The organism is Parabacteroides sp. AF17-3 (genome assembly GCF_003635445.1).
GTDB classification, from domain to species: domain Bacteria; phylum Bacteroidota; class Bacteroidia; order Bacteroidales; family Tannerellaceae; genus Parabacteroides; species Parabacteroides goldsteinii.
Map to the genome: position 1 here is coordinate 168321 of NZ_QTMM01000001.1, position 15335 is coordinate 183655.

13 protein-coding genes are annotated in these 15335 nt (G+C 44.9%); 4 read left to right on the plus strand and 9 right to left on the minus strand.

Annotated elements, in window-relative coordinates; all coding sequences use genetic code 11:
- Positions 1 to 226: 226 nt before the first annotated feature.
- Positions 227 to 2047, plus strand: a complete 1821-nt coding sequence (locus DWW91_RS00485; RefSeq protein WP_122326633.1) for a thiol protease/hemagglutinin PrtT — start codon at positions 227 to 229, stop codon at positions 2045 to 2047.
- A gap of 59 nt (positions 2048 to 2106) precedes the next feature.
- Here the strand turns inward: DWW91_RS00485 and DWW91_RS00490 are convergent, their stop codons facing one another.
- Complete coding sequence (locus DWW91_RS00490; protein WP_122326826.1) at positions 2107 to 3546, minus strand: arylsulfatase; 1440 nt, start codon at positions 3544 to 3546, stop codon at positions 2107 to 2109.
- Between the two features lie 198 nt (positions 3547 to 3744).
- Between DWW91_RS00490 and mutS the strand changes: the two genes are divergently transcribed.
- Entirely contained in the window at positions 3745 to 6360 is a 2616-nt protein-coding gene (gene mutS, locus DWW91_RS00495; RefSeq protein ID WP_370449552.1) for a DNA mismatch repair protein MutS, read from the plus strand.
- 2 nt (positions 6361 to 6362) lie between these two features.
- Here the strand turns inward: mutS and DWW91_RS00500 are convergent, their stop codons facing one another.
- The 7 genes from DWW91_RS00500 to DWW91_RS00530 all read right to left on the minus strand — a co-directional run bounded on the left by DWW91_RS00500 (position 6363) and on the right by DWW91_RS00530 (position 11925).
- Entirely contained in the window at positions 6363 to 7613 is a 1251-nt protein-coding gene (locus tag DWW91_RS00500; RefSeq protein ID WP_010801178.1) for an acyloxyacyl hydrolase, read from the minus strand.
- 105 nt (positions 7614 to 7718) lie between these two features.
- The gene (locus tag DWW91_RS00505) at positions 7719 to 8180 is read right to left on the minus strand and encodes a DUF4252 domain-containing protein (protein ID WP_010801179.1); all 462 of its coding nucleotides are present in this window, start codon (positions 8178 to 8180) and stop codon (positions 7719 to 7721) included.
- 4 nt (positions 8181 to 8184) lie between these two features.
- Positions 8185 to 8586: a hypothetical protein gene (locus tag DWW91_RS00510; protein ID WP_010801180.1), complete on the minus strand. Its 402-nt coding sequence runs from the start codon at positions 8584 to 8586 to the stop codon at positions 8185 to 8187.
- A complete protein-coding gene (locus tag DWW91_RS00515; RefSeq protein WP_044215113.1) occupies positions 8576 to 9088 on the minus strand; it encodes an RNA polymerase sigma factor in 513 nt (170 codons plus the stop codon). Before DWW91_RS00515 ends, DWW91_RS00510 begins: the two co-directional genes overlap by 11 nt.
- A complete protein-coding gene (locus DWW91_RS00520) occupies positions 9078 to 9527 on the minus strand; it encodes a DUF4252 domain-containing protein (protein WP_009860466.1) in 450 nt (149 codons plus the stop codon). The genes DWW91_RS00515 and DWW91_RS00520 overlap by 11 nt, the downstream gene beginning before the upstream one ends.
- Before the next feature lie 124 nt (positions 9528 to 9651).
- A complete protein-coding gene (locus tag DWW91_RS00525; protein ID WP_010801181.1) occupies positions 9652 to 10551 on the minus strand; it encodes a DMT family transporter in 900 nt (299 codons plus the stop codon).
- A gap of 153 nt (positions 10552 to 10704) precedes the next feature.
- Positions 10705 to 11925 carry an MFS transporter gene (locus DWW91_RS00530; protein WP_010801182.1) on the minus strand — a complete coding sequence of 407 codons (1221 nt, stop codon included), beginning with the start codon at positions 11923 to 11925 and terminating at the stop codon, positions 10705 to 10707.
- Between the two features lie 257 nt (positions 11926 to 12182).
- Between DWW91_RS00530 and DWW91_RS00535 the strand changes: the two genes are divergently transcribed.
- Complete coding sequence (locus DWW91_RS00535) at positions 12183 to 13622, plus strand: glutamate decarboxylase (protein ID WP_046145854.1); 1440 nt, start codon at positions 12183 to 12185, stop codon at positions 13620 to 13622.
- Positions 13623 to 13633: 11 nt separating this feature from the next.
- Entirely contained in the window at positions 13634 to 14599 is a 966-nt protein-coding gene (gene glsA / locus DWW91_RS00540) for a glutaminase A (RefSeq protein ID WP_046145853.1), read from the plus strand.
- 68 nt (positions 14600 to 14667) lie between these two features.
- On the opposite strand, the gene DWW91_RS00545 is transcribed toward glsA, so the two are convergent.
- Positions 14668 to 15249 (minus strand): ORF6N domain-containing protein, encoded by a 582-nt coding sequence (locus DWW91_RS00545; protein ID WP_122326635.1) that lies wholly within the window; start codon positions 15247 to 15249, stop codon positions 14668 to 14670.
- Positions 15250 to 15335: the final 86 nt, after the last annotated feature.

Sequence of the window (15335 nt, forward strand, 5' to 3'; positions counted from 1 at the left end):
TATTTGCCTCATTCTACCCCGTCACAATTTCCTTAGCAGGAAACTCTAGTTTCTTCCATAGGAAACACGTGTTTCCTGCCTGGGAAATTACAGTTCCCTATGGAGGAAATTGAACCTTCTTTCCATCCTCTTTGTTATTGAATGACAATAAATTTGAAACGCCATTAATGCCTTTAACCCGACCTCTGACAAGCAAGCTAAATTTAAACTATAAAAATTACAAGTAATGAGAAGATGTACTATTGTTTTCCTGGTTGCCTTGTTGACAATGTCGATAAGCGCTGCCCCTGTCGATGTGGAACAGGCCCGGAGCGTTGCGCTCAGTTTTCTGAAAAGCAATCGTCCGCAGACCAAATCCTCGCTTACGAAACTGACGTTAGTCTGGTCGGATGGCGGAGTCGCTACCAAATCGGATGCCGGTTCGCAGGATGCTACTTTTTATGTGTTTAATCAGGGCGATGATAACGGTTTTGTGGTCGTTGCCGGTGATGACGTTGTTTATCCTATTCTGGGATATGGTATGCAGGAACCGTTCCGGAAAGATTCCATGCCGGTTAACCTGCGTTCATGGTTTGATAGTTATCAGCGTCAGATTAACTGGATGCGCGGAAATAAAACGGTAGCCGGTAAAGAGATAACTGCCGCCTGGAATCAGTTGCGGCAGGGCACTATGCAACTGAGTTCGGATGGTGTATTACTGACGACTGTGTTGTGGGACCAGATGACGCCTTATAATAATCTTTGCCCGGTGGTAAACAGCCAGCGTACTCCGACCGGTTGCGTGGCGACTTCCACTGCTATTGCCATGCAATACCATAAATGGCCGGATGTAGGACAGGGCAGTCATTCCTATACTTCACAGACGTATGGCTTATCTCTTTCCGCTACTTTCAATACGCCTTACCAATGGGATAATATGCCTTCTACTTATACTGCCGGGCAGTACACTACCCAGCAGGCGCAGAATGTAGCCACTCTGATGTATGATGTCGGTGTTATGTCGGAAATGAATTACGCGCCCGGAAACAGTGGTGCGCTGACAATTACAGCAGCCCAGGGCCTTGTCAATTATATGAAATACGATAAGTCTCTTCATGTATTGCAACGTGAAAACTATCAGACGGCTGAGTGGGAGTCTATCATCAAAGGTGAATTGGATGATAATCGCCCTGTCATCTATGGTGGTGAAAATGATCAGAACGAAGGCCATCAGTTTATTATCGACGGATACAATACATCCGATTATTATCATGTGAACTGGGGTTGGAGCGGACTGGCGAACGGTTATTACCTGCTATCGGTTCTCGAACCCGAAGAACAGGGAACAGGTGGCAATAGCGGCGGTGGTTTCTCCCTCGACCAGAATGCCATTATCAGCATGATGAAGCCGGTGGAAGGTTCGACCTATCAGGACGTACTGGTGTTTTTCTATGGTGAAAATGAGGGTACTGTATTCAATGGTCTGTCTGCTACGACTGACGATTTCGAACAGAACCAGCTTTTCGGTCTTCAATACGGTTATGTAGGAAATATGAGTATCCGTGATTTCACCGGTAACCTTGTTGCAGCCCTTGTGGATAAGAATGGAAATACCAAAGAATTTATTTCCAGCGAAGAACCTGTCACTATCGAGATAGAACGCGGAGTGGGGCAGGAGATACCTTGTACGATTACCAAAGCAATCGCTCCGGGTGATCGTATCCGTTTGCTTTATAAGAGCAGTGACGGCAGCGAATGGAAATGGGTAAGAGGCGGTGGTAATACGACCGGCGAGATTCTGGTGGCTGCCGACCCGACTTCGACGGAAGAAATATCTTCGGATATGAATGTTTCTGTCTCCTATGTGGATGGTACAGCTTATGTAACTTCTCCTGTAGCTATTCTGGAAGTTGCTTTGTATGATATGAACGGCCGCCTGTTAAAAAAGCAGCCGGGAAGCAATAACTCAACCGTTACGCTTTCTTATAGTGGATATCCGGCAGGTATTTATGTGATGGAAGTACAGACTGTGGAAGGAAGAAGCAGCCATAAGTTGGTAAAAAAGTAAATATATAATAGAAGTAGAAGGGATGTCCAAAAGTCGGACATCCCCTATTTTCAATGGTTTTACTTTTTCAGCAACGGCCAGTTCGGGTCTTCGATGTGTTCACGAACCATGATTTCTTTCAGTTCGGCTACTTTTTCAGGATATTTATCCAGGATGTTATGTCTTTCCGAAGGATCGGCTGCTAAGTTGTAAAGCTCATAATAAGGCTTATCGCCACGGATGTTCATGTGAACCAGTTTCCACGGACCTTGACGGACAGCCTGACGACCGTTCATTTCCTGAAATTCGAAATACAGGAATTCATGTTCTTTCTGACCTTTACGGTTTTGAAGCAATGGCAACATGCTTACGCCATCCATCTCTTTCTGTTTGGCTTTCGGGCTGATGATTTCTTCGAATGTAGGCAATACATCCCAGAAAGAACACATAAAGTTTGTTTCTGTTCCCGGTTGGATATGTCCCGGCCATGAGATAATCATCGGCACGCGGATACCGCCTTCATATAAGTCACGTTTGTAGCCACGGTACATACCGTTGCTGTTGAAGAAATCAGGATCAGCGCCACCTTCCATGTGCGGACCGTTGTCGCTGGCGAAAATAATGATTGTATTATCGTATAAACCTTTATCTTTCAGCTTCTGAACAATCTGTCCCACATATACGTCCAGACGATATATCATAGCAGCAAATGTAGCGTGCGGATGAAGCTGTGTGCAATAACCGCCTTTGCGGAAAGCCGGACTGCCCGGTTCTGTTCCTTTGTAAGCCTTTTCGGGATACATGCCACGGAATTTCTTAATAATACTGTCTTCCGGTACGATCAGTTCGGCATGCGGCAGGATAGTCGGATACCACATAAAGAAAGGTTCGTCTTCCTTGAGGTTATCCAGATAATCGAGTGCTTTTGAATGGATAAGATCCTGCGAATAAGTACCTTTTCCGTATTGAACTTCCAATACATTATCTTTTAGTTCCACTCGTTGGTCGTTATCCCACAGGTGGTCGGGATAGTAACTATGTGCCAGCAACTGGCAGTTATATCCGTAGAATGTTTCACAACCCTGGTTTTTAGGATCGCCCGAAGTACCGATATAACCCAATCCCCATTTACCGAAGGCAGAAGTCTTATATCCTGCATCCTGCATTACATGGAAGATGGTGCGGGTACCTTCCGGCAACGGGAATTGTCCTTCCGGGTTGAGTTCTTTGTTTCCCCGAACAGGAGTATGTCCGCTGTGTGTACCGGTCAACAGGCAGGAGCGGGAAGGGGCACTGACAGTCGTTCCCGAATAGCACTGGGTGAAACGCATACCGTTTTGCGCCAGTTGGTCGATGTTCGGAGTTTCAAACTTTTCCTGTCCGTAGCAGCTCAGGTCACCGTATCCCAGGTCATCTGCTAAAATAAATACGATGTTCGGTTTTTTGTCTTTGTTCTTTTGTGCTTGTACAAAAGGAACAATCAGCATAAAGCCGGAAGCGAGTAATAAAGTTTTTTTCATGATTCTAAGATGTTTCTTGTCAGACATGCTGGCAAAGTTATATTTTTTATTTAAAAAGTGTAGGAAAGTTTTCTAATTAATAAAGAAGCTGATACAAGAAGAGGTTATTTTTCTCTCATAAAAATTTGTACCTTTGTGCGGTTGTAAATAAAATGATAAAAGATATATCCCGTGGCAAAGATCGTTGAAACCCCATTGATGAAGCAGTATTTCGATATAAAGGCGAAACATCCGGATGCTGTACTTCTGTTCCGTGTAGGAGACTTTTACGAAATGTATGGCGAAGACGCCGTGATTGGTGCCGAGATACTGGGAATCGTACAAACAAAAAAAGCCAACGGGCCGGGCCAGTTTATTGAAATGGCCGGATTTCCGCATCATGCCCTCGATACTTATCTTCCCAAGCTGGTCCGTGCCGGTAAACGTGTTGCTATCTGCGACCAGCTGGAAGACCCGAAGATGACTAAGAAGCTGGTGAAACGCGGAGTGACGGAGTTGGTTACACCGGGTGTCTCTATCAACGATAATATCCTGAATCATAAAGAGAATAATTTCCTTGCCGCCATTCATTTCGGTAAGGATGTTTGTGGAATTTCCCTGCTGGATATTTCCACCGGTGAGTTTCTGACTGCTGAGGGAACAATCGACTATATCGACAAACTACTCAATAACTTCTCTCCGAAGGAAGTTCTGATCGAGCGTAATAATAAGAAACGTTTCGAAGAAGCCTTCGGTCCCCGTTTCTTTACCTTTGAAATGGAAGACTGGGTATTCTCGGCCGATGCCGCCAACGACCGTCTGTTGAAACATTTCGAAACAAAGAATCTCAAAGGTTTCGGAGTAGAACATCTGAAACTGGGCGTCGTCGCATCGGGAGCAATCCTTTATTATCTGGATCAGACACAACATACACATATTTCGCATATTACAGCATTGTCACGTATTGAAGAAGACCGTTATGTGCGCCTGGATAAGTTCACCGTGCGCAGTCTGGAACTGGTCGGTACGATGAATGACGAAGGAACCAGCCTGCTGGACGTAATCGACAAGACGGTTTCTCCGATGGGTTCACGTATGTTGCGGCGTTGGGTACTTTTCCCGTTGAAAGATGTGAAACCTATTCAGGAACGGCAGAATGTCGTAGATTATTTCTTCCGTCATCCGGAGGTGAAGGAGATACTGGATGAACAAATCGAACAGATCGGTGATCTGGAACGTATTATTTCAAAGGTAGCGGTAGGCCGTGTTTCTCCCCGGGAAGTGGTGCAACTGAAAGTTGCTCTCCGGGCAATCGAACCTATAAAGGAAGCCTGTATGGCCAGCGACGAACCGAGCCTTTCCCGTGTCGGTGAGCAGTTGAATGCCTGTACCGAAATACGTGACCGTATCGAGAAAGAAATCAATAACGACCCGCCCGCTTTGCTGAATAAAGGAGGTGTGATAGCCAAAGGTATCAATGCGGAACTGGACGAATTGCGTGCCATTGCCTATTCCGGTAAGGATTATTTGTTGCAGGTGCAGCAGCGGGAAAGTGAGAAAACGGGTATTCCGAGTTTGAAGATTGCTTTCAATAATGTATTCGGTTATTATATCGAAGTGCGTAATGCGCATAAAGACAAAGTTCCCGCCGAATGGATACGCAAACAGACGTTGGTAAACGCCGAGCGTTATATTACGGAAGAACTGAAAGAATACGAAGAAAAGATATTAGGAGCGGAAGAAAAGATTCTTGCCCTCGAAAATCGCCTGTTTACTGAATTGGTTACCTGTCTGGCAGAATTTATACCACCTATTCAGGTGAATGCCAATCTGATAGGTCGTCTGGATTGTCTGTTGTCGTTTGCTAAAGTGGCGGAATGTAACCGCTATATCCGTCCGAATGTGGATGATTCGGATGTAATCGACATCAAGTCTGGTCGTCATCCGGTGATCGAAAAACAGTTGCCGTTGGGGGAGGCTTATATTGCCAATGATGTGTATCTGGATAGTGAGAAGCAGCAGATTATTATTATTACCGGTCCGAATATGGCGGGTAAATCAGCGTTGTTACGTCAGACGGCATTAATTACCCTGATGGCGCAGATAGGTTGTTTTGTGCCGGCTGAGTCTGCCCGTATCGGTATGGTAGACAAGATATTTACCCGTGTAGGAGCTTCCGATAATATCTCTGTCGGTGAGTCTACTTTTATGGTAGAGATGAACGAAGCATCGAATATCCTGAACAACATGTCTTCGCGCAGTCTGGTTCTTTTCGATGAGTTGGGCCGCGGAACAAGTACTTACGATGGTATCTCGATTGCCTGGGCGATCGTTGAATATATCCATGAGCATCCGAATGCCCGTGCAAAGACGCTTTTTGCCACTCATTATCATGAATTGAATGAGATGGAACGTTCTTTCAAACGCATCAAAAACTACAATGTTTCGGTGAAAGAGGTTTCAAATAAGGTAATATTCCTGCGTAAACTGGTTCCCGGAGGTAGCGAACATAGTTTCGGTATCCATGTAGCCAAGATGGCCGGTATGCCGAAAAGTATCGTGAAACGTTCCAACGAAATCCTGAAACAACTGGAAACGGATAACCGCCAGGAGGGAATCGATTGCAAGGAGAAAGCTAAAGGTAAGGTAAAAGCGAAACCAGTCAAGGAGATTGCCGCTGCTGCCGAAGGCTTCCAGTTGAGTTTCTTCCAATTGGACGACCCCGTATTAAGCCAGGTTCGCGATGAGATCAAGAATCTCGACGTAAACAACCTGACACCTATCGATGCGTTGAACAAGCTAAGCGAGATACGGAAGATCATTACAGGAAAGTAGGTTTACCTGTGGAATGTCGGATATTTATTATGGAACCGGTATCCGATACCCAGCATTAAGTAATTGGGAGTATGGAAATTTTGCAGGTTATATCCTACGTGGATAAACGAACTGCGGGTAACTTCTACTTTGAGGGCCAGTACCTGGTATAAACCTTTCAGGTCACCGCCACGATGTATGACATTTCCTCCCAATCCTATTCCGACTGTGAAATAAGGCATGACATATTCTGCCCGGGCAGAAAGTCCCAACGCCATTTGGTAGCTGAGAGGCGGCCTGTAGAAGCGGTCGGACGAAGAATATTCGTCGGCATAAATATTGGCGCTCTCATCATAAACGCCATCCAATGATACTCCGGCGCGGAAGTTATATCCGAAGTTGTACATCGGGTTTATATTGAATCCCGCTACTGCAAAAGCACCGGGGGCGGCAATTTGTCCTTCTCCTACATAAACACCTTTCCGCCGCCAGGAACCGAATAAGACCACATCATAACTGATATGACGGGGAAAGCGGGGAACAGGAGGTTGGAATAAGGGACGGGAAAGACATTCATCCTTCCTGTTGAAGTTATATACTAATCCGATTTTTAATCCGATCGTGTTCAGTCCGGCATTCGGGAATCTTGTGTTACCATTCGAGAAATGCGTCAAATCGACTCCGGCTGTCAGGTCTATTTCTTTTGAAAGGATATAGTCCAGATAGAAATTCGTATTGATATAAGCATTGATTTTCGAACCTATCACCTTATTGTACCGGTTTTCAACTTCATCGAAAGGTTTCCAGCCGAAAGATGCGCCAAAGTTCCATTCATAATTGAGTGACAAACGTGGATTGAATCGTTTGATGCGGGCTCCCTGGAAAACGTAGACAGCTATCGGATTTCCCAGTTCTTCCTTATTCTGGAACGAGTATCCCGATAATCCGATACCTTGGTAGGAGCCTCTGTAAATCCGGTCTGTGTAACTGTTCGGATAGTATTGGAACGAGTATTTTAAATGTGCAGAGACAGACCGCCGGATGGGTTCCATTTCCGTATTCTCTCCTTTCAGGAAAGAATTGGTAGGGAAAATATAAGTCGGCCGCACGTCGAAACCTAACCGATGGATTAAACGACGTGAATAGGATACGGAATCCGTCATATCCCCCGATGCGTTTTTATGTGCTCCTTCATCAGCTAATGCAATGGCGGATGGAAAACACATAGCAATCAGGATAATCAGTACATTCAACCTCTCTGTTCCACTTTTCATACGTTATTCTGCTCGTTTGTTATTTTAGATAATCAAGGTAAATCCTTTATATTTCGCAAATATAACATTTTAGAGCATTTACTATGGTCTATAATCGCTTCATTTTTACTTATTCATTTCTTTTGTGATCTCCTGAATGTCCTGGAGGGTGAAGTTACCCAATAACTGGATTACGTTGAAGCTATTGTCCGTATCGGCCAACATGATCATTTCGCTTATCAGGTCTCCTTTCTGTTTGACATAGAAGGTGGCGCGTGTCTTGCCGTCTTTCACCCGCATCAGTTCCTGGTGGTCTTTACTGATCAGCTTTTTGAAATCATCACGCATTTTTTCCTTTATGCTGTTGTTCTCGGTGGTGAGGACTTGCAGACCTTCTATTTTCCCTTTCAGGTTCATCAGGTTGAGGCCGTTTGTTTCGATCTTGGGCATCATCTGGAACATGGCTTTTGAGATATAGACGGAGGTGACGTTATCCATTTCGGAATATTTGTCGAAAAGTTTGTTCTGGGCAAAGCAAATGCTTGTGCAGCACAGAAAGAGAATGAGCAATATATTTTTAGTTTTCATCTTGTTAATCTTTTAAATGTTTATTCAGTATTTCATTTACTTTATTCATTTCCTGCTGGGCTTCGTTCACTTGTTCGATTCCCTTATTCAGGTTTACAGACATGAAAGCGAGTGCTTTCTGGGCGGCCATGGCGGCTTCTTGCGGATTGGTATACGTATCTGCCAGTTGGTGTTCCTCATTGGGGGTAGTAAACTGGAAGATGCCTATGCATAACAGTGCTACGGCAGCGGCTCCGCTGAGCCAGTAGAGAGAACGGCGGCGGAAAGATGAACGGATCGTCTCCTTCTTTTCGGCGGCGGCCCAGGCATCTATCTGCTGCTCCAACCGTTCGGAAAGTCCTTCCGGTAACGTTTGATCCTCCCGGAGGACCTTGTTGATTAATTCATCTATCTGTTTATCGTTCATATTCGTATAATTTTTCAAATTGTTCCCTGATTACTTTTCGTGCCCGGGAAAGTAGCACACGTACATTTACGGCATTCAGGCCGGTTATCTGTTCTATTTCATCCATCGAGCAATCGTCGATTCCCCGGAGACGGAGTACCTGCCGCTGGTTTTCGGGTAAACGGTTGATCAGCTGCCGGATTTGTTGTTCCTTGTCTTTCGTTTCCAGTTCCTTTTCCGGTGAAGAATCGGTTGCCAGCGTAAATACACTTTCTATTTCTTCTTCCCGTCGGTTGGCACGTGGGGAACGAAGGAAATCGAGAGAGAGGTTCTTGACCAGGGTCACACAGAAGGCTTCGGGATTCTCTATGTCGGGCAGTTCGTCCCGTTTGTTCCATAATTTGAAGTAAGCATCCTGAAGGATATCTTCTGCATCGGCTTTATTCTCAACAAGTGCGTAGGCGATCCGGAAAAGCTTGGGGTGGAAGGAGAGGAACTTTCGTTTGAAGTTCTCAGCATCCATTCCCATGATCTTTCACCACTTTTTCTATATCGGATGGTTTGATCTTACCTTTGATGCGTACCAAGGCATTGCTGTTGCCGGTGGTGAGGACTACCATTTCGCGGATCATGTCTTTTTCGATACGTACCATGACCTTTGTGCGACTGCCTTTTTCGTTGGAGGTGACCATTGTCTCGAAGTCGGGGTCTTTCAGTTCCTTGATCGCTTTTTCGAAACGTTGTTTTACATCGCTGTTACAACTGCCGAACTCGAGGACTTCGATGCCGTTTACCCCCATCGTTTCGGTGAACAGGCTGGCAAGTTTCATAGTGATATTGCCTATTTTGACATGGTTGATCTGTTCTATTTTCGAGAACTCGTTGAACAATTGGTTCATTGTCTGGCTGTTTCCTGCCTGGCAGATCAAGATCAGCGCCAGGATAACAAAGTATCGTTTCATCTTTCTATTGTATTAAATGATTACTAATTCTGTTTGTTTCCGCCTTTCCTCGTGCGCACTTCGGAGAGGCTTCATAAGGTAGACGGGAACAAAGAATAAGTTGTTACAAAGAAAGGGAAAAAAATTATCTTTTATCCTTGCTTTCCGCTATTTCAACGAAATAGACGCTCGAACAGATCAGTGCGATGGCGATCATCTGATACCAGCTGAAACGGTCCTGACCGATGGAAAGGGAGACGATGGTGGCAACAATCAATATAATGTAGCCGTAGAGGGCAACCAGCGTAGTACTCAGATATTTCAAGCCTATCGGAATGAGTAGATAACTGATTGTGGTGGGAAAGATAAGGACAAACATCAGGACAAGGAAAGGCGTCCATTCGAAATGACTGAACAGATGGCCGTCGAAACCGGTAAAAGCCATCACGATCAGAGAGGAAACAGCTGCTCCGAGGAAACTATAGCGTAACATATTGAGCGAACTGACTTTTCCCAATACTACATTGCTTACGATCAGATAAGCAGCGTAGGCTATAGAACTGATCAAACAGAGCATATTACCCGTAAAAGCATCGGAAGCCAAATCGTCGCTTTTCTGCGTCAGGATACAGAGCAGTGCGCCGCCCAAGCCGATCGCGATACCGATTATCTTCATTGCCGTAATATGTTCCCGTAGGAAAATGACGGAAAGGATGAATACCCAAATCGGTTGCAGGCTGCTGAACAGCGAACTGGAGACCGGTGTTGTTTTGCTGACTCCAAGCAAATAAAAGAACATGAAACCATATAATCCGATCGCTCCCAGCAGGAACAGGGTTATCTTCTCCCGCCGGGTTGTTTTCTCTTGTTTCCAGAATATACTGATGATCCAGAACACAATGGCAGCGAATACACAACGAAACATAACTCCTGTCAGCGGAGCAATCCATAAGGGTAGGAGATATTTGAGGGCATTCGCATTCAAACCGCTGAAGGTTTTGGATACGATCATACTTAGGTTGGCTTCTGTCTTTTTATTCTTCATATTATTGGCGTTTTAATGATTAAAAATCGGATGTAAAGGCTTCTTAGGCCTAGGAAACCGACTTTAAACGTTGAAAAGTCGTTTCTGCTTTTCCGGAAGTCAACTTTCACCATGTAAATGCCATTTCCGGAAATGTTGAAGCCGTTACATCATCTAAAACTTATCGTTAAACAGGAACGAATCCTGTTTGATATAAGCCCAAACAGCAGCAGCCAGTGCAATGATCATATTGAATATGAAAGCGAACTGTTGTGTTTCTATGTGGAGCATATCTTTGAATACATTGATGATAAACGGGCATAACAGGATGGCCAGGTAATTCATTGCCATCACGAAAGCCAGTGCCAGTGTTACTTTCGATGGAATAGCCGTGCGGGTCGTCTTGTCGTAAGCGATTGGCTGAATAACGCCATAGGCAAATCCGGTAAAGATACAGCCTAAGCCGATCAGCCATTCCGTTCTTGAAATCAGGATCAGTAGCATACCCAGAGCGATCGAGAGCAAACAATAGAATTTCGTCTTTTTGCCCAGGAGGTCGACGATCTGGTTCAAGATAAATCCCGGAGCCATGATAGCCAGGAAAAACAGCGAGATCATGATACCTGAATTACCACTGGTGAAATGGTATTCTTTCATCAGGAAGGGCAGGTTGAAGCTGACTATGATGACCAAATAAGTCGCCAGCCCGTAGAATCCCATGATCTGCATCAGGTGTTTAACCTGTATGCCCAGTTTTCCGAATGTGGGATCAGCAGTAATAGTTTTGTTTTTCTCCGAAACTGTTGCATGAACGGGTAGGGGATCGATATTCTTTTTCAGATAGAACGACAGCACGATCGAGATCAACGGAAATAGATAAACCAGGAACGGCAGATGCCAGTTCACCTCCGCCAAATAACCGGTCAGGATGGTTGCCAGGACCAGTGTAACGTTGGTGATGGCGGAACTCAGACCGAACTGCTTTGTCCGGTATGCCCCGACGAAAAACCGTGAAATTAAGCCGGTCGATAGCGGAACAATCAGTCCCGAACCGATGCCCAGCAAGGCGCTTACTGCAATCAGCTGCCACATCTTGGTTGACAGCAGATACAATACTCCGCTGACGGCGAAGATGCTCAACCCGATTTGTAACAACCAGATGTTGTTGACCTTTTCCGTCAGCTTCCCCGATAATATAATAAAAGGTATAATCAGCAGCGAAGGCAGGGATGATAACATTTGTATATCCAGCTCCGTCGAGTGGGGGAATATGGCGGACAATTTTCCCAGGATAGGAGAGACCGCCAATCCCGGCAGTGCATTCAGCGCCGAGATCGACCATATACCTATTAATGTAATAAGGGGTATCGTCCCCTGTCCGGTTTTTATTCTCATAATTAAATAGCTGTTTTATAAGACAAAAAACAATTCTTATGGCTGAATGTTCATTTTAACAGAATTGTCATCTGTGTGCCATTAACGAACTTATTACTGTTTTCTCTCATTTTAAATAACATTGTTTTAATAAACCCCAAATATTCCCTCATTAACCAAAATCGAAGAACAATTCTTTTCAGAGGCTGTTTTTGCACTACAAATCGACGCACGAATGTCGGTTGCGCCAATTCTTAATAATTTAAAAACAAAAAGACATGAAAGATTCAAGTTTTAGAGAAGGTGATGCCAAAACCGCGATTTTTGGCTCGAATGCAATGTTGCATCCCGCTCCAGTAGATGTAATCCCTGATGGTCCGACCACTCCGGAGATTGCTTATCAGATGGTAAAAGACGAAACTTTCGCCCAGACACAACCCCGTCTGAACCTGGCTACATTCGTTACCACCTGGATGGATGATTATGCAACAAAGTTGATGAACGAAGCAATCAACATCAACTATATCGACGAAACTGAGTATCCGCGTATTGCTGTGATGAATGCTAAATGTATCAACATCATGGCTAACCTGTGGAACAGCCCCGAACAGGCACAGTGGAAAGCCGGAGCCTTGGCTATCGGTTCTTCCGAAGCATGTATGTTGGGTGGTGTTGCCGCCTGGTTGCGTTGGCGCGAAAGAAGAATAGCACAGGGCAAACCGACCGACAAACCTAACTTCGTTATTTCTGCCGGATTCCAGGTCGTATGGGAAAAATTCGCCCAGCTGTGGCAGATCGAAATGCGTCAGGTGCCATTGACACAAGAACATATCACACTCGACCCGCAGGAAGCCCTGAAGTATTGTGATGAAAACACCATCTGTATCGTCCCCATCCAGGGTGTTACCTGGACAGGTCTGAACGACGATGTGGAAGCCTTGGACGCTGCACTCGACGCATACAATGCAAAGACAGGCTACGATATTCCTATCCATGTGGATGCCGCTTCCGGTGGTTTCATCCTGCCGTTCCTGAAACCGGAACTGAAATGGGACTTCCGCCTGAAATGGGTACTTTCCATCAGTACTTCCGGCCATAAATTCGGTCTGGTATATCCGGGTCTGGGTTGGGTTGTCTGGAAAGATAAAAAATACCTGCCGGGCTCCATGTCTTTCAGTGTAAATTATTTAGGTGCAAACATCACTCAGGTCGGTTTGAACTTCTCTCGTCCTGCCGCTCAGATTCTGGGACAATACTATCAGTTCATCCGTCTCGGATTCCAGGGTTACAAGGAAGTACAGCAGAACAGTATGGCTGTAGCCGACTACCTGCATGCTGAAATCGGCAAGATGGCTCCGTTCCAGAACTACAGCAAAGATGTTGTGAACCCATTGTTCATCTGGTATCTGAAACCGGATTATGCTAAATCAGCTAAATGGACACTGTACGATTTGCAGGATAAACTGAAACAGAGCGGATGGATGGTTCCGGCTTATACATTGCCTGAAAATCTCGAAAACTGGGTCGTTATGCGTATCGTTGTCCGTCAGGGCTTCAGTCGCGACATGGCAGACCAGTTGCTGGGCGACATCAGCAATGCGATCACCGACCTGGAAAAACTGGAATATCCGACCCCGACCCGTATCGCACAGGACAGACAACAGGCTGTAAAAGGTTCTGTCTTCACTCATACCGGCTGTCCTAAATCAACTAAATAATTTGTTTGGTTATGGATAAAAAGATTTCCGTTTCACAAATAAAAGAAGTGGCTCAGGAAGCCTATGAAATGTTCAAGACGAACACAGGCGGTAAGAATGCCGATTACATTCCTTATCTGGCAAATATAGATAAGAACTTGTTCGGTATCAGTATCTGTCTGATGGACGGTACACTTATCCAGTTAGGTGATTCTGAATATCGTTTCGGTATAGAATCCGTCTCAAAGGTACATACCGCCGTGTTGGCATTGCGCCAGTACGGTGCACAGAAATTGTTGGAAATGATTGGTGCCGATGCAACCGGACTGCCTTTCAACTCCATCATGGCTATCCTGTTGGAGAAAGACCATCCGTCTACTCCGTTGGTCAATGCCGGTGCAATCACCGCCTGTAGTATGGTTCAGCCGATAGGCGACTCAGCTAAGAAATGGGACGCCATCGTTGCCAATATTACCGACCTTTGCGGCAGTGCGCCTCAGCTGATCGACGAATTGTACAAATCGGAATCGGCTACCAATTTCAACAACCGCTCCATTGCCTGGTTATTGAAGAACTACAACCGTATCTACGATGACCCGGATATGTCGCTCGACCTGTATACCCGTCAGTGTTCGCTGGGAATCACAGCTGCCCAATTGTCTGTCTGCGGAGCAACGATTGCCAACGACGGCCTGAACCCGATATCCAAAAAGCAGATATTCGACGGTTCATTGTCACCGAAGATTACTTCGCTGATTGCCACCGTTGGTTTCTACGAACATACCGGCGATTGGTTGTACACCTCCGGTATCCCTGCAAAAACAGGTGTAGGCGGTGGTGTGATGGGAGTGATGCCCGGCCTGTTCGGTATCTCAGCCTTTGCCCCTCCAATTGATAGCGCGGGTAATTCTGTAAAAGCACAATTGGCCATCAAATATATAATGAATAAACTGGGTCTGTCCATTTTCAATGGCGACCGGGTAACAATAACTGAATAACAAACAGTTTATTCTTTTAATTGGCAAGCCTCTTCGTCCCTCGTTCAGAGGGCGGGAGGCTTGTTTGGTTATTGTTTAGGTTTAACAAATCCTATTGGGTTACGAGGCTTATTAAATAGCTTCTTCTGTATTTGCAACTCAGCCAATGTTTTATTTATTAATTCCAGTTGTATACGGGTATCTTCGTTAATGTCGTTGTAATCGGTAAAGACATCTTCTATATATTCCTTCAACTGTCTGACGTCGTTTTGTAACTCCTGCAACTCATCCTTTGGAGGAGTGAATGCAATATGACGAATTGCTACAAAAGCACGCATGATACTCATGTTTATTTGTATAGCCGTTTTAGAGTTAAGAACGCTACTGAGCATTGCAACTCCCAATTCTGTAAAAGCATATGGATTTCGTCTAACACCCATCTTTATGGAATTGGTGGTCACAATTTGTGACTTCCAATTTTGAGTTTCTTCGTTTGTTAATTGAAACATGAAGTCTTCGGGGAAGCGGTCTGGATTACGTTTTACTGCTTGATTTAGAGCTTTTGTCAACACTCCATACATTTCAGCTAAATCACGATCCAGCATGACTTTTTGTCCTCTGATCTCGTATATCTTACTCTGTATCACCAATAATTCATCTTTGTCTTTCATAATTAATCTGTTTTGATTGTTAATATGGAAACAAAGGTATTAAAAGCAATTGATATGTTATAGAAGTTGATTCTCTTTTTAATAAT